Source organism: Streptomyces sp. NPDC056987 (assembly GCF_042673865.1).
Classification (GTDB): domain Bacteria; phylum Actinomycetota; class Actinomycetes; order Streptomycetales; family Streptomycetaceae; genus Streptomyces.
Genome location: NZ_JBHURV010000014.1, coordinates 139,390 through 154,683 on the forward strand (window position 1 = coordinate 139,390; position 15,294 = coordinate 154,683).

Genomic DNA, 15,294 nt, shown 5'->3' on the forward strand with positions numbered 1-15,294 from the left:
ATCACGCCTTGTCGAGGGCGAGGTCGTAACGGACCTCTCGGCCACTGCCGTCCACCACCGGGGCGGGATCGAGGACGAGTTCGGGCTTCACCGCGGAGGCGATGTCGTCGGCGACGTACCTGCCGCCCTTGAAGTACAGCTGGGTGGTGATGAGTTGGTGACCGGGCGCCGACACCTTGAGGTGCAGGTGGGCCGGCCGCCACGCGTGCCACCCTGCCGCGGAGATGAGGGTGCCGCAGGCGCCGTCCGTCGGTATCTGATACGGCGCCGGCTCGATGGTGCGGATCCGGAAGCGGCCGGTCCCGTCGACGGTGACCGTGCCCCTGAGGTTCCACTCGGGCAGGCCGGGCGCGAACTGCGAGTAATAGCCGTCGCTGTCCGCGTGCCAGATCTCCACCTTCGCGTCGGTCAGCGGCGTACCGTCCACACTTGTCACCTGCCCCTGGAACAGAAGCGGTGTGCCCTGCTCGCCCTGGCGCATGGGCAGGGTCGCATCGGCGGGCAGGGCCGGCGAGCCGGGGACGTAGTACGGCCCTTCGATCGTTCCCTTGCTGCCCTTACGCTGCTCGTTGGCCACCTCCTCGACGACATGCTCCAGCCACACGTCGAGGAACAGCGGCCACTCGCCGTCCTCGCCGACCCTGATCAGCCACGACTTGAGCGCGTCGTACTCGGCGTAGCTCACCTGGTGGCGGCGGATGATGTCGTGGGCGGCCGCGAGGAGTTCGGAGACGAGGGTATCGACGCGCTCGGTGCCGACCTCGGCAGTCCCCGCGTGCTGCTTGCTGCGGAACCGCTCGGTGGCTGCCGCCCCTGAGGCTGCGGCGGTGGCCTGTTCGGTGGTGATCTCGGTCATGATGATCCCGTCCCTTGGATGTGTTCCTGAGTGGGGCGACACGGTGTCAGCGGTCCTGGCGGTATCGCGTCAGCTTGTCGGGGTCGATGTGGATGCCGAGGCCGGCACCCTCGCGGATGCGCAGTGTGCCGGCCTCGATGGTCAGCGGCTCGGCGAGAAGGTCGTCGGCCATGTCGAGGAAGTTGGACAGTTCGCCCGCGTACCGCGCCGTGGTGCGGTGGGCCGCGCCGAAGGCGACCGAGCACAAAGTGCCGAGCTGTCCGTCGATCTGATTACCCATCACCACCTCGACACCCAGCCCTTCGCACTCGTGCAGCACCCGCTGGGATCCGGTGAAGCCGGTGCGCGCGGTTTTGATGCTGATGGCGGTGGCGGATCCACCCAGGAGTTCACGCGTCACTTCGGCGGCCCTGGTCGCGCTCTCATCGGCGATGAAGGGCACCGCGGTCTGCGCCACCAGCCAACGCCGGCCCAGCACATCGTCGGCCGGGCAGAGTTCCTCGGCGAAGGTCAGGCCGACGTCCGCCAACTCCCTCAGGGCCCGGGCGGACTCCGAGGCCGTCCAGCCCCGGTTGCCGTCGATGTAGAGCTCGGCGTCCGGGCCGAGGGCATCGCGCAGGGCTCGGCAGGCTTCGACATCCTGCGTGTAGGGGCGGCGCCCCACCTTCACCTTGAACGTGGTGATCCCGTAGGTGTCCCGGACGCGCTCCGCCTCGGCGACCATCGCCTCGGCCGACGCGAACCCGACCATGTGACTCACTCGCATGCGGTCGGCGTAACCACCCAGCAACCCGGACACCGACATCCCGGCCGCCTGGCCCAGGATGTCCCACAGCGCCATGTCGATCGCGGCCTTCGCGGTCGGGTTGCCCACGGTCCGGTCGAGCCGCTCGTGCACCGTTTCTCGTTCCAGCGCGGACAGCCCCAGGATCTGCGGCGTGAAGATCTTGCCGATCACCGCCACGATGGACTCCTGGGTCTCGCCGTACGTGTACGGGCGCGGTGGCGCCTCGGCCGTGCCGATCAGGCCGTCCGCGGTGTGGACCCGCACCAGTACGTGCTCGGCGGTGTGCACCTCCCCACTGGCGAATCTCAGTGGCTTCCGATACGGAATCGCGAAAGGAATGGTCTCCACCGCGGTGACCTTCACAGCACGTGCCCCGCTCTCTTGTCGTTCTCCGGCCCGGCGGCCGGCAGGAACACGCCGTTTCGTTCGAGTACGTCCAGCAGGCGCTTCAGCAGTGGTGAGTCGTCGTCCGCCCGCCAGGCCAGCGCCAAGGGAACGGCGAGCGCGTCCTCGATGTCCTTGTGCACGACGCCCTCGCGAGGTGCGGAGCGGATCGAGTCGGGCAGCACGGCGATACCGAGGCCGGCGGCGACGAGGGCGAGGGCCGCGGAGGTCTCGGTGACCTCGTAGGCGGGGTTCGGGTAGAAGCCGGAGGCGAGACAACTGCGGACGACGGCATCGTTGACGACGGAGCCGAGCGTCGCGTCGTACAGGATGAAGTCCTCGTGCCGCAGTTGTCCGATGTGGACGGTCTCTGCCCCCGCCAGCCAGTGCTCCTCGGGGGCAGCGACGACGAGCGGCTCCTCCGCGACAAGGCGATGAGCGATGCCCTCCTGCCTGATCGGAGGACGCAGTACACCGATGTCCAACCGACGCTCGATCAGCCCCAACTCCTGGGCAGGGGTGAGCATTTCGGTGTGCACCTCCATCATCGCGTGTGGCAGTTCGCGTTTCACCAGCCGGGCGAGTGCGGGCAGTTGACGGTACGAGGCGGAGCCCGTCAGACCCACCCGGAGCACCCCCTCCACTCCCTGCGTAAAGCGCGCGACCCTGGCGACCGCCTCGTCGACGGCCCGGAGGATGCGCTCCACGTCGGTGCGGAAGACCTCGCCCGCACCGGTCAGGGCGACCTGACGGGTGGTGCGGGTGAAGAGTTCCACCCCCAGCTCCGCCTCCAGCCGACGGATCGCCTGGGAGAGCGGCGGCTGGGCCATGTGGAGGGCTTCCGCCGCCTTTCCGAAATGCCGCGTTTCGGCGACGGCCTCGAAGTACCGAAGATGCCTGAGTTCCATGGGCCTGCCCCAATCCTTTCGGGGCCTCGAATGCACCTCAGCATAAGAAGCGGATCCGGTACCCACAAATATCTTGTTGCCCTCTATTAAGACTCCCGGGATATCAATACCCCAAGTCAAGGGCTGAGTGGCAGGGGCAGCGAGCCTTGTCGGCTCGGCGACTCAGTAGCGGCCGACCACTCGGGCCCACCGCCACCGACGCCGCCACCGACGCCGACGCCGACGCGGAAACGCTGTAGGGCATGCCGTGAGCTGCTCCTCTGGGACCCCGCCGATCCGGCAGCAACCAGCCGTCGTCACCGGTTCAGCCCCCGAACTTCGCCCCGGAGAGGGACCTCTGAAGACGGCCGACAACGCGACGGCTGGACAGCCACCGGCCGAGTCCGCATTCCCTGCTGATCACTGCGGGCCACCGCCACGACAGCCCGCAGTCCCGGCCCGTCCTCGAACGCATCGGCGTGCCTCGCACCGGCCCCGGGCGCCCGCGCGCCACGCCGGACAGGATCCGTGCCGACAAAGCCTGTGGATCCCGCGCGAACCGCTCCTACCTGCGCAGGCGCAGGATCGGGTGCACCATCCTGGAGAAGGCCGGCCAGATCGGCAACCGCGAGAAGCTTGGGTCCCGGGGCGGTCGGCCGCCGGCCTTCGACAAGGATGACTTCAAGGAACGCCACGCGGTGGAGTGCGGGATCAACCGGCTGCAACGGCACCGCGCAGTGGCCACGAGATACGGCGAACTCGCCGTCCGATACGAGGCGGCCGTGCTGGTTGCAATCCTCAACGAGTGGCTGTGACCAGCACTTTCGCGACCGGTTCTAGGCGTGGAATGTGGTGGTTGCCTCCAGAGCCGCCCGGCCGGTCGCGACCCGGTTTATCGGCGCGTTGTCGTCGGCGTAGCCGAAAGAGATCCCCACGAGCAGCTTCCCCTCGTCCACTCCAAGTTGGTCGCGGACGGTGTCGGCGTAGAAGCTGAGCAGGCCCTGCGGGCAACTGGCCACGCCGTAGGCGGTCATGGCCAGCAGCAGCGTCTGCAGGTAGGCGCCGGCGTCGGCGGCCAGTCGCGGCCCGCCGTCGCCGGTGACGAACAGGAACGCGGCATGGGGCGCCCCGTAGAAGCCCAGGCTCTCCGCGTCGTAGGCCGCGCGGGCCGGTTGGTCCTCGGGGCCGATGCTCAGCGCTCCGTACAGATCGGCGCCGAAGGCGGCCCGCCGCTCCTGGTGGACGGGGGCGTACATGTCCTCGGAGTACGGGTAGTCGGCCGTGACGCGTCGCTCGGCGTGGGCCGTTCGCAGGGCGTCGGCCAGACGGTCTCGCCGTACGCCGCCGACCACCTCGACCCGCCATGGTTGCGCGTTGGAGTTGGACGGCGCGGCGCCGGCCAGGGAGAAGATCCCGCGCAGAGTGTCCTGGGGCACCGGGTCGGGACGGAAGGCGCGGGTCGCGTGGCGCCCGCGGATCAGCTGCTCGGCGTACTCCCACGTTCGTGTCCCGCCCGCCCGTGTTCCGCCGGCGGGCGCCTCGCTCGTGCGCGTCCGGGTGAAGACCGGTCCGCTCATGGAACTCTCCTCAGGCCCATCGAGGTAAACGGGATCGTTTACCTGCAATCGCACTATAGCCAGCCACCCCTCTGAAGTAAACGAGAACGTATACTTGCGTCATGAGCACGGTGACGACGGCGTCTCGACGGCAGGGACGCGGAGGACGGGAGCGCATCCTGGCCGCCGCAGCCGGACTGTTCGCAGCCCAGGGGATCAACGCGACTGGCATGGAGCAGATCGCGGAGCGGGCGCCGGTGTCCAAGCGCACCCTTTACGCGCACTTCAGGACCAAGGACGAGCTGGTCCTCGCCCACCTCAAGGACCTCGCCTCGACGGGGGGCACACTGGAGGGCGCGCTGACACGCAAGGACATCCCCCCCAGGGAGCGAATCCTCGCACTGTTCGACCCACCCCCAGCCGGCACGGATCCGGTGCGCGGATGCCCGTTCATCGACGCCGCCGTGGAGTTCCCTGACCCGCAGAACGCGGTCCACTCCTACGCCCGCGAACGGAAACTGCTGATGGTGCGCCTGGTGGCCGACCTGGTAGCGGAACTGGGTTGCCGCGAGCCTTCCGTCCTCGCCGAGCAGCTCGTGACCCTCGCGGACGGCGCCGCCAGCCGCGCCATGGTGCTGGGCGACTCGAACTACGGCCGGTACGCGCGGACTGCGGCGGAGATCCTCCTGGACAACGCGCTGTCGACCACGATCTGACCGGCCTAGCCGGGTTGCCCGGTATGCCTAGGCCCTGATGCGAAGATCCCGTCGCTCGTCAGAGAGAAAGGCAGGCGGGAATTCACAACAGGCCTTAGGCCTCCCACACCGTCCGCTTCGAAAGATGCTGATACTGGGCACCCGGAAGTGCGACGAAAGCAGTAGCGGCTTACCGGTGTCACGCGGTGCGCCAGGACTCCAGGTGCTGCGCGACGGTACGCAGGTCGGCCTCCTGGGCGCGGACTGACCGGGCGAGCTCGTACAGGTCGTCGTCCTCGGCCTTGAGTGGCCGGCCGGAGACGTGCATGTACTGGCTGGCGCAGGACCAGCCGATGACCAGGTTGTAGTCGGCGAACGGGCGCAGCAGTAGCGCGGTGTGCAGGAACGTGGCGGCCCGAGAAGCGGTCTCCTCGTAGTACAGGACGCCGCGCTCCCGCTCGAACTGGTGCCGGTCGGCCATGAACCCCAGGGCGCCCCAGTCCGCGATGGGCACGTTGAGCGGGGCAATCGCTGACTGGATCTGCAGGACCCAGCCGACGTCGACACGGATGATCGAGCTCACCGCTGTCCCTCGGGGAAGCGGGCCTGCACGCCGGGCAGGACGCGGGTGGCTTCGGCGACCGCCCCCTCCACGAACGCCAGCCGGTCGGCTTCCTCCACCGTCACGTCATGCACATGCTGCTTCAGGCTCCGGCCCGCCAGGGTCGCCCGGGCACGCAGCCGCGCCATCTCGTCTTCGCTGAATTCCACATTGAGTGCAGGCATAGCACTACGGTACCGGCACAGGTGCCTGCGACGGTACCTCCATGTTGATCTGATGGGCCAGGCTGTGCAGGAGCGGCCCCGACCCAGTGGTGCTCGCGGCCCTGGACCGCCCCGGGCCGGTTTCTGGGCGGCCCTGCTGAACCTGCCCGGTGCGATCGTGCGCGTTGCTGACCGGCCACCCCGACCTGCTCGGCGACCCCACGGACGCCTGCCGCGAGCTTGGCCACCGGCCCGGGGCTGCACTGCGGCGGCCTGCGGCCCGCTCACGACGCTCGCCCTCTACGCACCGCAGCCCCCCCGGCCCCGGCGACACTGCGCCGGACCCGGCCGCCCGTGCCACCGCGGACGCCGTGACCGTATGGGTGGTGGCAGTCCTGGACGCCGGCCTGCCGCCCGACGCCCTACTCCTAGCCGCGCACCTGCTCACCCGCCCCCGCACACGTCTCTCCCGAGGATCGCGCTGTTCGCCGCCGCTCGGCCCGGCCCTGTCCGCCGGCCGCTCCGGAGTGGAGGGCAGTGTCAGGAAACTCGTCCGCGGGCACCCGCGCCGTTGATCAGCCCGCCGTGAGCACGGCGCGCTTGACGACGCGGGTCCGGCAGGCCGCTTCGGCGGTCAGGCTCCCGTCGGCGCGGGCTGCGGAGCCGGGACCGGAGCCAGGTAGAACCGTGACCGGGAGATCAGTCCGTCCCGGGCCCACATGATGGCGGGCCCGCCCAGCACAGTGGTCGCGCCGTCCGGTCCGGTACCCACATACTCGAACTCCGCCCAGAATTCCGGGCCCGCGGTGGCACGGCGCAGCACCCGGCCCTGTATGTCGGGGAGGCGGCTGAAGATCGCGGTCCAGTTGGCGAGCACCTGCTCGTTGCCGGTGAACCCCTCCGAGGGGCGGTGCGGCACCTCGGCTCGGTAGTCCGTGGTGAAGCAGTCCGCGACCTTCTGAGGGTCATGTGAGTTGATCGCCTCTACGAGGCGCTCGACCGGATCCTGTGTACTCATCGTGCTCATCTCCATGTTGTCCAGCGTCGAGTTGGGTTCCCTCGACGTCTTCCGGTCGTCGGGCACCCGTACGACGCGGGGTTACGAGACCGGAGATCAGATCGCGGCGGCTGGAGCCCGTCCGAAGCGGGGGCCTTGAAAAGCCTGTGTGCGATCTCGGACTACGATCGCCTCCGGGTGATTCCACTCGCGTCGGTAGTTGTTGCCTACTCGGCAGGCCGAGGAAGCCGGACGACCCTGGGCGGCGGTGCTGACCGCCACCGCCGAATTGATCAGGAGATCCCGTACCCTGCCAGTCCTGTTCGGCCGCGGCCGGCTCGACCTGGACTCGGACACCTCCCTCCCGCAGTTCGTCCACGCGGTGACGGGCAGCGATCTTCTGCCGTTCCCGCAATCCGACAATTGGCGACATCCGCGACCTTCCCGAGAACGGGCTGACACGCCGCCACGCCCACGGAAACGCCGGACTCGTGCCTGACCAGCGGAAACGCGGCAATCACGTTCGGAAAGGCAACAGCTTCCAAGGCGCGCTACACGGATTACGTCTGCCCTCGGCAGGATGTGTTTCCCGCACCTTGCGGCTCCGAAGGGCCTAAGAACTCCTCGCAGAATGCGCCGTTCGTAGCGTGGCTGGTACCTGCGCTGCCCGATAGCGAGCTGTCCTAGAGTCGCCGCATGCGACTGGTGATTACAGGAGTGGCGATAGCTGGGGCGGCAGCCCTGGTTTGGGGCGAGTGGTTGAACTGGCGCTGGTCTCGCGCTCTCGTGGGGAACAGCGGTGGAGCTGCCGAGGCTGTGGTCGTGCTGGGATACCGGAACCCCCAAGCGACGGCAAACTTCATCAACCGCTGGCGAGTCCGTGCTGGAATTCGCTCGATCACCGCTGACAGTGCGCGTGGCACTCGCGTGATCTTCAGCGGTGGTGCGACCAGCAGCGGCGCTGCGGAGGCCCAGTTGATGGCTGACTACGCGAAGTCGGTGCTGGAGTTCGGCGGCACCGTGCTCCTCGAAGACCAGAGCAGAACGACATGGGAGAACATCACGAACGTGATCCCACTGCTTGAAGACGTCGATCGAATCAAGATCGCCTCCCAATCAGCACATGCGCTCAAGGCCCGTGCGTATTTGCGGCGGCAGCGCCCTGATCTTGCCGAGAAGCTCGTGCGCGCGGATGACTACCGCACTGGCGAGTGGATGATCGCCAAACCGCTGCTGGCTCTGTACGGACTTTGGATGCTCCGTGGTCTCAAAGCTGACGAACGGAAGGCGTCTCTGTAGACAGCTGATGGTTCCGAACCCGCTCCTCCATAGTTGCTGCCTGCAACCAGGCAGGATGCCACCTACAGGAGGGCACGCGCTCATGCGCACTCTTTACGTCGTCACCCATCCGGAGGCGACGCACCATGTCGAGGGAACCGTCGGTGGATGGCATGACTCGCAACTGACGTCCGCCGGCGTGCGTGCCGCGTTCTCCATCGCCCAGGCGCTGCGGGCCCAGATCCCGGACAGCACCGAGGTGGAGCTGCTCTCCTCGGATCTGCAGCGCACCCTGCGGACGGCGGACGAGGTGACCGAACTGTTCGGAGTGGAGCCGGTCCTGGACCGCAGGCTGCGGGAGAAGTCCTACGGCGAAGCGGAGGGGAGGCCGCAGGAGTGGCTCGACCAGCGTTTCGTCCAACCGCCGGCTGTCGAAGAACGGATGGACCACGACGAGGGCGTGCAGGGCGCGGAAACCAAGGCGGCCTGGGCGCAGCGCATCTACGCAGCCATGCACGAAATCCTGCGGAACCCTTGCGAACACCAGATCATCGTGACGTACGGCGGCTCCCTGACGTGCGTCGTGGCGCCCTGGATCAGGATGCCGATCGAGTCAGTCGGCTATGCCGGCTTCCGGGCGCCCTCCGGCAGCATCACCATGCTGCGCGAAGCGGACACTGCTCAACTTTCGCTGCGAGAGGTCATTTGTGACCTGTCGCAACGAAGGGTGAGTGTTCTCATCGAACATTGAGTGGTGCCGCCGTCAGGAGGACAGGGTCAAGGCCAGCGAGGCGACGGCGGTGGCGAAGTAGAAACCGGGAAACGCGAGGTTGTAGAGCACGCGGGCGCGCAGATGGAAGGCGAGCGCGCCCAGGTAGAGCAGGACGAGACCGCAGGCCGCCGCGGCGCCGAGGGGGCGCAGCGCGGCGTCGAAGAGGCCGAGGAGGAGGCCTGCCGCACCAGCCAGTTTGAGGGCGGCCAGCCCAGGCAGCCAGGATCGGGGGACACCCACCTCCGCCGCGTTCGCCAGCACGAAGCGCGCCCCGGCGAGGTCGGCGGCGGCGCTACCGACGTTGACGGCGGCGGTGAGCAGGGTGACGACGAGGAGTGCGAGCTGGGTACCGGTCATGCCTTCAGGGTCCGCGGGCGCTTCGGCACCGTCCAATACCTGCTTCTATAACCTGGCGGCATGGATGTGGACACGCGCCTGCTTCGGTACTTCGCCGCAGTGGCGGAGGAGGGCAGCCTGATCGGGGCGGCGCAGAGGCTGTTCGTCTCGCAGCCCGCGCTGACCAAGCAGATCCGGCGCCTGGAGGACGATCTCGGGGTACGGCTCTTCGCACGTTCACGGTCGGGGATGGCGCTGACCGAGGCTGGTCGTGAGCTCGCCTCGCGGGTGCCCGCACTGCTGGACGGCTGGGACGAGGCGGTGCAGGCAACCGGCCGGGCGGCGCGGGTGCTGCGCCTGGGCTTCCTGGACGCGGGCGCGGTGGGTGCCGTCCCCGAGGTTATCGCCGAGTTCCGTCAGGCGCAGCCGGAGTGGCGGGTGGAACTGCGGCAGTTCGACTGGTCGGAACCGAGCGTCGGCCTGGCCCGGGGTGAGGTGGATGCGGCAGTGGTGCGTTTGCCGTTTCCGGGGCAGGAGGCGGATTCCAGTAACGGTCGCAACACCTGGTCACTCAACTGTTGCGATGAGCCTACTGAAGTGGAGGGCTGGAGTCTGCCAACCGAGGGTCTTGCGGGGGCGGTCGTTCAGTTCGATGGCGACGGCGGTCAGGTCGGCGGCGGAGTGGATCGACAGGTCGGTGCCCTTCGGGAAGTACTCGCGAAGCAGGCCGTTCGTGTTCTCGTTCGTCGGCCGCTGCCAGGGGCTGCCGGGATCACAAAAGAAGACGGGGATGCTGGTCACGCGGGTGAACTCGTCGTGACGGCCCATCTCACTGCCTTGATCCCAGGTCAGCGTGCGGGCCAGGCTGGGCGGAAGGCCCTGGAAGGTACGCACGAGCGCGTCCCGGACGTGTTCGGCACTACGGCCGTCAGGAAGGTGGACGAGCTTGACGTAACGGGTGGTGCGGTCGACCAGCGTGCCGATCGCGGACCGGTTGTCCTTGCCCACAATCAAGTCTCCCTCCCAGTGACCAGGGATCATCCGGCCGTCAGCCTCGGGTGGCCGTTGGCTGATGGTCAGGCCGGCGGCCCGGAACCGGGTCAGGCGCTGATCGGGACGACGGCGCTTGCGCCGGTGTCGGCGGCGGGTGCGCAATTTGCCGAGAGAGCGGTCCAGGCCGCCGCGGTGGGGCAGGTAGATCGCCTGGTAGATGGTCTCGGTGGACAGGTGCCGCTCCGGCTGGTCGGGGAAGACGGTCGGCAGCACGCGGCTGATCTGCTCAGGGCTCCACCGGCGGCTCAGGTGCAGCTGGACGAACTCCTTCAGCTCCGGATCCCGCTTGAGCTTGCCCTCCTTGGACCTCGCTCGCCGGGTGACGGCCCTGCGTTGTGCCTGGAAGGGCTGGTAGGCACCGGTGGTGGGGTTGCTGTTGCGGTGCAGTTCGCGGCTGATCGTGGAGGCGTTCCGGCCCAGCCGGCGGGCTATCGAGCGCAGAGAGTGGCCCGCGCAGAGCAGGTCGGCTAGCTGTATGCGTTCGTCCTCGGACAGGAACCGGTCGGAGACCTCGCCCGGCTTCTTGTCGGAGATCGGCGCGTAGACGTAGTCCTGGCCGGTCTGGTTCTTCACCGTCCGTCCGTAAGTCCACCGGTTGCCCGTTTTGCGGTTGACACCGACCTCTCGACATGCGGCCGAGTTGCTCATCCCTTGCGCCATGAGACGAAGGTAACGATCACGCTTGTCGGCCTGGGGCTCGCCTCCGGGCCCTCTAACTCCTCGACGGTTCCTCGTCATTGCAACACCTTCGGGGTCTTGCGTTGCGACGAGATCTAGAACTCACCTCGGCAGTGGGGCCAAAACTGCCCGGCGAAAACAGGGGTGTCCTCCCAGGGTTGTGCAGCCGGCCCCAGGGGGACCGGTAATGCGCAGTCCGCCCGCGATTGTCTCGACAGTCGCCGGTGCCGGATCCGTAACCGCCTGTGGTGCAGCAGCCGCGAAGGCCGTCTGCCGTCCTTCGGTCGTGAGGCGAACAGGCGCCGCGGCGTCGTGGACCGCTCATGGGGCTTTTTGTGCGGTGAGGCCGCGCAGGAGCTGGTCGATGTGGCCGGCGGCGGTCTCGGGGTCCAGGGGGAGATGGTCGACGAGCAGCCGGTACCAGAACACGCCGAAGATCTGGTCCACGGCGAGATCCAGGTCTGCGCCGGGCCGGATCTCGCCTCGCTCCCGGGCACGCAGCAGGATGCGCAGGACCACCTCCCTCCGCGACTTCACCCAGGCCCGGAAGGGGCCCTCGAACGCCGGGTCCAGCTGCGCCTCCGCCATCAGCCCTCGCAGGGCGCGCCTGCGCGGAGGATGACGGACCCCCGTGTGGAGGTGCTGCGCGAACTCGGTCAGATCGGTGGCCAGGGAGCCGGTGTCCGGCTCGGGCACAATGCGGGCGACGAGGGCGGTGTAGGCCTCCATCACCAGGTCTGGTTTGGACCGCCACCAGCGGTAGATGGTGCTTTTTGCCACCCCCGACCGTTCGGCGACACCCTCGATGGTGATCGCCTGGTAACCACACTCCTCCAGCAGTTCCGTCGCGGCGGTCAGCACTGCCTTGTGCGCCTCCGCGTTACGGATGCGCCCACCCGTGCGTGCCATGAGGCCCCGTCCTCCCTTGCGCCCTGACGCCCGTGCCGGGGCTGTCGGTCGAATGCTACAGTCATTCGAAACGAAACGTAGCGTTCTGATTTGGAGAGAGAATTGAGCACCATCGTCGTCTCGCACGCCTACAACACGGACGAGCGCAGCGTGTGGTACCCCTACCTGCGCGACCAACTCCAGTTACGCGGCCACACGGTCGAGGTCCCGAACCTCCCTGGCGCTCACGCTCCGGGGCTGGAGCAGTGGCAAACCGCCTTCGCCGAACGGGCGCTCAGCGCTCCCGCCGAGGAGACCGTGCTGGTCGGCCACAGCATCGGCGCCGTCAACATTCTGCGTTTCCTCGAAAGGTACGACCCCGACCGCGGCGGCGCCTTCGCCGGCGCCGTCCTGGTAGCGGCCCCCGCGCACGAAGTCGGCTACGAAGTGCTCGCAGAGTTCTTCGCCAAGCCCTTCGACTGGGGTGCCATCCGCCGTACCGCACAGCGTTTCCACGTCCTGGCCGCCGCCGATGACCCCGTGCTGATACCCGACCCGTTCGGGCACGTCGCCGCACTCGTCACCAACCTGCGCGCCACCGCCACGATCACCCCCACCGGTGGCCACTTCGGCGCCACCCCCGACGACCGCATCGACCTGCCCGAGGCCGTCCGCCTCGTCCTGGACACCCTCGGAACACGCTGAGCTGAACAGTCGGGACAACTCATCATGAAGAAGACGATCCTGTTCGTGATCACCGCTGCCGACCACTGGACCCTCAAGGACGGCACCCGCCAGCCGCCGGCTTCTGGGCCGAGGAGGCGATCGGCCCCTATGAGGAGTTCAAGGCGGCCGGCTAGGAGATCGCAGTGGCCACCCCGGGCGGTGTGCCGCCGACCGCCGACGCGGTGAGCCTGACCCCCGAGTACTGCGGCGGGGAAGAGGGCGTGGCGAGAATGCGCGTCGCGCTCGCCCCGGCGAGCGAACTGGCCAACCCTGTGCGTATCGAGGACGCCGCTCCCGAGGAGTACGACGCCGTGTTCTACCCCGGTGGCTGGGGTCCGATGGAGGACCTGTCCGCCGACGCGGCCTCAGCAGGGCTGCTTGCCGACGCCCTGGCCGCCGGCAAGATCCTCGCTCTGGTCTGCCACGGTCCGGCCGCACTGCTGGCCACCGTCGATGCTGCGGGCAGATCGCCGTTCACCGGATACCGGCTCACCGCCCTGAGCAACGCCGAGGAGGCCACCGGAGGGCTGGCCGACAAGGCCCGGTGGCTGCTGCAGGACCGCCTGGTCGGCGACCTCGGCGCGGACTACCGCGAAGGTCCCGAGTACCAGCCGCACACCGAGACCGACCGCAACCTCTACACCGGTCAGAACCCGGCCTCCGCCGTCCCGCTCGCCCGCGAGGTCCTCAAGCCACTCAGCCGGACTCCGTCTTCGAACTGATCCCACCCGGGGCGGGATGACGCGAGTGTGACCGCCGCTTCGCAGGAAGCGGCGGTCCTTCCGCACACTCCGCCGGATCGAGGAGTCCGGCGGGAGACGCCCGGTTTCCGTGGAACCGGTGATCGCGGGTCCGGACCGTGCATCAGGGCGCCCACACGTTGAAGGGAGAGACCGAGGACGTTGTTGGAAGCCGTTGGAGTGGGACGATCGGTTGCGGTCCTGTCCGTCATGCCGTCTTTTAGGAGACGAGGAGTTCCGCGGGGGCGAAGTCGGCTCACGAGGCCGGGAGTTGCAGCCGGGTGTTCATGTCGGAGGCGGGTGAACGCTGGGCCGTCGCGCAGGGTGCTGTCGGCGGCCTGTGCACCGTAACGGACCGCGACCCGTCCGACGGGGCGTCCGCGGACTTGATCGGCGAGCTGTCAGCGAGCGGTCCCGGACTCGCTGGGCCGCGCACGAATCGAGTACTGCCGCGGTGGGGTTCAGATTTTCGACCTCCTGCTGTGGGTGATCGGTCTCAGCGAAGGAGCGCCGTCATGTCGATCTCCAGCAGGACGTTCGCGAGGTCGGCACCGACTGTGGTGCGGGCCGGGTACGGCGGGGTGAGGTGATGTTCATAGACGGAGTTGAAGTCGTCGAAGTCCCGGTCGAGGTACTGGAGGTGCACGGTGGCACGCACCACGTCGGAGAAGTCCAGTCCGTGCGCGTTGAGCACCGAGGCGAGGTTGCGCATCGTCTGCTCGGTCTGCTCCCTGATGGTCGTGCCTGCGACGCGTCCGGTGACAGGGTTGTGCGGTCCCAGGCCCGATGTGTGCAGAAAGCCGCCCGCTACGATGGCCTGCGAGTAGGCGCCGACCGGCTGGGGCGCGGCTGGGGTGCTGATGGCTTGACGTGGGTCCACGTGGGTGGCCTCCTTCGGTGAACGGTGCGGGGTCGGCGTAACTGGACTCGTACGGCCCGGGCGGCCGGAGCCTTCGTGAGCGGCGGCACCGCCGGGATGTCCGGCCGTGCCGCGGTCCCCGAGGCGGGCGTTCCTGCTGGTCCTGGCGCCGAGTGCGCGTGAGACGTCGTGGGCGGCATCGCGTACGAGGGCACCCAGCGACGAGGCCGACGCGCTCCGTGCGCCGCCGGCCACCGGGCCCAGGAGACCGATGGCGGCAACCGGTGCGCGGTCATGGTCGGATACCGTGGCGTCCACGCTGAGCACACCCGGCCCGGCTGTCCGGTCGTCGACGGCGAAACCGTGGCGCCGGGCCGAAGCGACCGCCGCGCGCAGTTCCTCGGCGGCCGTCTCGCTCGCTGATCCGCTCGTCGCCGCCTGCCGCGCGGCCTTTTCGGCCTGTGCCAGTTCGGTGTCGTCGAGCCCGGCCAGCAGTGTCCATCCGGCCGTGCCTGTGTGCAAAGGGCTGCGCGTGCCCAGTCTGAGGCGTACGGGCATGGGGCCGCTCCCTTCCACGGTGTCGACCAGGACGGTCTCGCCGGTTTCGCGGATGCTCAGCCGGGCGGTGTGGCCGGTCTGTTCGGCCAGGCTCACCAGGGTGTTCCGTGCGACTTCCCGCAGGTCCAGCCGGTCCAGGTAGGCACCTCCGAGATAGGCGGCGTGTGAGCCGAGCCGGTAGCGGGCGCGCTCGGTGTCACGCAGTACCAGCCCGTTGTCGGTGAGCGGGGCCAACAGGCGCAGCAGAGTGCTCTTGTGGAGCCCCAGCCCGCGCGCGATGTCGCTGAGAGAGGCGCCCGCCGGATCGGGATGGTCGGCGATGAAGTCCAGCACGGTCAGTGCGCGCCGCAAGGACGAGGAGCGGTTGCGTGCCGCCGTGCTCCGGTCCTCGTTCCCCCCTGTGTCCGTCACTCTGCCCGGCTCCCTTCTCCCTCGCGGATTCTCCGACGTCGGTTGCTTCAGATGCAACGACCTCTTGA

At 68.5% G+C, this 15,294-nt stretch carries 16 protein-coding genes and 2 pseudogenes; 7 read left to right on the forward strand and 11 right to left on the reverse strand.

The features are described from left to right. Position 1 precedes the first annotated feature (1 nt). Genes catA through ACFTZC_RS18685 form a run of 3 tightly spaced genes read right to left on the reverse strand, consistent with a single transcriptional unit; the run spans position 2 to position 2,935 of the window. Positions 2–856, reverse strand: a complete 855-nt coding sequence (catA, locus tag ACFTZC_RS18675) for a catechol 1,2-dioxygenase (RefSeq protein ID WP_382890965.1) — start codon at positions 854–856, stop codon at positions 2–4. A gap of 46 nt (positions 857–902) precedes the next feature. Next, positions 903–2,006, reverse strand: a complete 1,104-nt coding sequence (locus ACFTZC_RS18680) for a mandelate racemase/muconate lactonizing enzyme family protein (protein WP_382890967.1) — start codon at positions 2,004–2,006, stop codon at positions 903–905. Continuing rightward, complete coding sequence (locus ACFTZC_RS18685; RefSeq protein ID WP_382890969.1) at positions 2,003–2,935, reverse strand: LysR substrate-binding domain-containing protein; 933 nt, start codon at positions 2,933–2,935, stop codon at positions 2,003–2,005. The genes ACFTZC_RS18680 and ACFTZC_RS18685 overlap by 4 nt, the downstream gene beginning before the upstream one ends. Positions 2,936–3,393: 458 nt before the next feature. Between ACFTZC_RS18685 and ACFTZC_RS18690 the strand changes: the two genes are divergently transcribed. Continuing rightward, positions 3,394–3,729, forward strand: a complete 336-nt coding sequence (locus tag ACFTZC_RS18690; protein ID WP_382890971.1) for a hypothetical protein — start codon at positions 3,394–3,396, stop codon at positions 3,727–3,729. 21 nt (positions 3,730–3,750) lie between these two features. Here ACFTZC_RS18690 and ACFTZC_RS18695 read toward each other — a convergent pair whose 3' ends face one another. Then, complete coding sequence (locus ACFTZC_RS18695; RefSeq protein WP_382890973.1) at positions 3,751–4,491, reverse strand: nitroreductase; 741 nt, start codon at positions 4,489–4,491, stop codon at positions 3,751–3,753. 101 nt (positions 4,492–4,592) lie between these two features. Between ACFTZC_RS18695 and ACFTZC_RS18700 the strand changes: the two genes are divergently transcribed. Beyond that, complete coding sequence (locus ACFTZC_RS18700) at positions 4,593–5,186, forward strand: TetR/AcrR family transcriptional regulator (RefSeq protein ID WP_382890975.1); 594 nt, start codon at positions 4,593–4,595, stop codon at positions 5,184–5,186. Between the two features lie 178 nt (positions 5,187–5,364). Here ACFTZC_RS18700 and ACFTZC_RS18705 read toward each other — a convergent pair whose 3' ends face one another. From ACFTZC_RS18705 to ACFTZC_RS18715, 3 genes are all read right to left on the reverse strand, one after another. Beyond that, entirely contained in the window at positions 5,365–5,748 is a 384-nt protein-coding gene (locus ACFTZC_RS18705; protein WP_382890977.1) for a hypothetical protein, read from the reverse strand. After that, positions 5,745–5,951 (reverse strand): hypothetical protein, encoded by a 207-nt coding sequence (locus tag ACFTZC_RS18710; protein WP_382890979.1) that lies wholly within the window; start codon positions 5,949–5,951, stop codon positions 5,745–5,747. The genes ACFTZC_RS18705 and ACFTZC_RS18710 overlap by 4 nt, the downstream gene beginning before the upstream one ends. A 613-nt stretch (positions 5,952–6,564) precedes the next feature. Beyond that, entirely contained in the window at positions 6,565–6,948 is a 384-nt protein-coding gene (locus tag ACFTZC_RS18715) for a nuclear transport factor 2 family protein (RefSeq protein ID WP_382890981.1), read from the reverse strand. Positions 6,949–7,623: 675 nt separating this feature from the next. Here ACFTZC_RS18715 and ACFTZC_RS18720 point away from each other — a divergent pair. Next, complete coding sequence (locus tag ACFTZC_RS18720) at positions 7,624–8,226, forward strand: YdcF family protein (RefSeq protein WP_382890983.1); 603 nt, start codon at positions 7,624–7,626, stop codon at positions 8,224–8,226. A gap of 82 nt (positions 8,227–8,308) precedes the next feature. Further along, the gene (locus ACFTZC_RS18725; protein WP_382890985.1) at positions 8,309–8,956 is read left to right on the forward strand and encodes a histidine phosphatase family protein; all 648 of its coding nucleotides are present in this window, start codon (positions 8,309–8,311) and stop codon (positions 8,954–8,956) included. Positions 8,957–8,968: 12 nt separating this feature from the next. On the opposite strand, the gene ACFTZC_RS18730 is transcribed toward ACFTZC_RS18725, so the two are convergent. Next, complete coding sequence (locus ACFTZC_RS18730) at positions 8,969–9,334, reverse strand: DoxX family protein (protein ID WP_382890987.1); 366 nt, start codon at positions 9,332–9,334, stop codon at positions 8,969–8,971. A 60-nt stretch (positions 9,335–9,394) separates the two neighbouring features. Here ACFTZC_RS18730 and ACFTZC_RS18735 point away from each other — a divergent pair. Further along, positions 9,395–9,853, forward strand: a pseudogene (locus ACFTZC_RS18735) (LysR family transcriptional regulator); the annotation flags it as partial. Between the two features lie 27 nt (positions 9,854–9,880). Here ACFTZC_RS18735 and ACFTZC_RS18740 read toward each other — a convergent pair. Together ACFTZC_RS18740 and ACFTZC_RS18745 are read right to left on the reverse strand one after the other, a co-directional pair. Further along, entirely contained in the window at positions 9,881–11,014 is a 1,134-nt protein-coding gene (locus tag ACFTZC_RS18740) for an IS30 family transposase (protein WP_382891068.1), read from the reverse strand. 351 nt (positions 11,015–11,365) lie between these two features. Beyond that, positions 11,366–11,953, reverse strand: a complete 588-nt coding sequence (locus tag ACFTZC_RS18745; protein ID WP_382890989.1) for a TetR/AcrR family transcriptional regulator — start codon at positions 11,951–11,953, stop codon at positions 11,366–11,368. Positions 11,954–12,055: 102 nt separating this feature from the next. On the opposite strand from ACFTZC_RS18745, the gene ACFTZC_RS18750 reads away from it, so the two are divergent. Further along, positions 12,056–12,637 carry an RBBP9/YdeN family alpha/beta hydrolase gene (locus ACFTZC_RS18750; RefSeq protein ID WP_382890991.1) on the forward strand — a complete coding sequence of 194 codons (582 nt, stop codon included), beginning with the start codon at positions 12,056–12,058 and terminating at the stop codon, positions 12,635–12,637. A 24-nt stretch (positions 12,638–12,661) separates the two neighbouring features. Continuing rightward, positions 12,662–13,380: pseudogene (locus ACFTZC_RS18755) on the forward strand (type 1 glutamine amidotransferase domain-containing protein). A 514-nt stretch (positions 13,381–13,894) separates the two neighbouring features. Here the strand turns inward: ACFTZC_RS18755 and ACFTZC_RS18760 are convergent. Beyond that, positions 13,895–15,226 (reverse strand): Rid family hydrolase, encoded by a 1,332-nt coding sequence (locus tag ACFTZC_RS18760; RefSeq protein ID WP_382890993.1) that lies wholly within the window; start codon positions 15,224–15,226, stop codon positions 13,895–13,897. Between the last annotated feature and the right edge of the window lie 68 nt (positions 15,227–15,294).

Bases quoted from the DNA above. Each gene is read 5' to 3' on its own strand.
- catA (WP_382890965.1), bottom strand. From the start codon at position 856: ATGACCGAGATCACCACCGAACAGGCCACCGCCGCAGCCTCAGGGGCG.
- ACFTZC_RS18685 (WP_382890969.1), bottom strand. From the start codon at position 2,935: ATGGAACTCAGGCATCTTCGGTACTTCGAGGCCGTCGCCGAAACGCGG.
- ACFTZC_RS18695 (WP_382890973.1), bottom strand. From the start codon at position 4,491: ATGAGCGGACCGGTCTTCACCCGGACGCGCACGAGCGAGGCGCCCGCC.
- ACFTZC_RS18700 (WP_382890975.1), top strand. From the start codon at position 4,593: ATGAGCACGGTGACGACGGCGTCTCGACGGCAGGGACGCGGAGGACGG.
- ACFTZC_RS18710 (WP_382890979.1), bottom strand. From the start codon at position 5,951: ATGCCTGCACTCAATGTGGAATTCAGCGAAGACGAGATGGCGCGGCTG.
- ACFTZC_RS18715 (WP_382890981.1), bottom strand. From the start codon at position 6,948: ATGAGTACACAGGATCCGGTCGAGCGCCTCGTAGAGGCGATCAACTCA.
- ACFTZC_RS18720 (WP_382890983.1), top strand. From the start codon at position 7,624: ATGCGACTGGTGATTACAGGAGTGGCGATAGCTGGGGCGGCAGCCCTG.
- ACFTZC_RS18725 (WP_382890985.1), top strand. From the start codon at position 8,309: ATGCGCACTCTTTACGTCGTCACCCATCCGGAGGCGACGCACCATGTC.
- ACFTZC_RS18730 (WP_382890987.1), bottom strand. From the start codon at position 9,334: ATGACCGGTACCCAGCTCGCACTCCTCGTCGTCACCCTGCTCACCGCC.
- ACFTZC_RS18740 (WP_382891068.1), bottom strand. From the start codon at position 11,014: ATGAGCAACTCGGCCGCATGTCGAGAGGTCGGTGTCAACCGCAAAACG.
- ACFTZC_RS18745 (WP_382890989.1), bottom strand. From the start codon at position 11,953: ATGGCACGCACGGGTGGGCGCATCCGTAACGCGGAGGCGCACAAGGCA.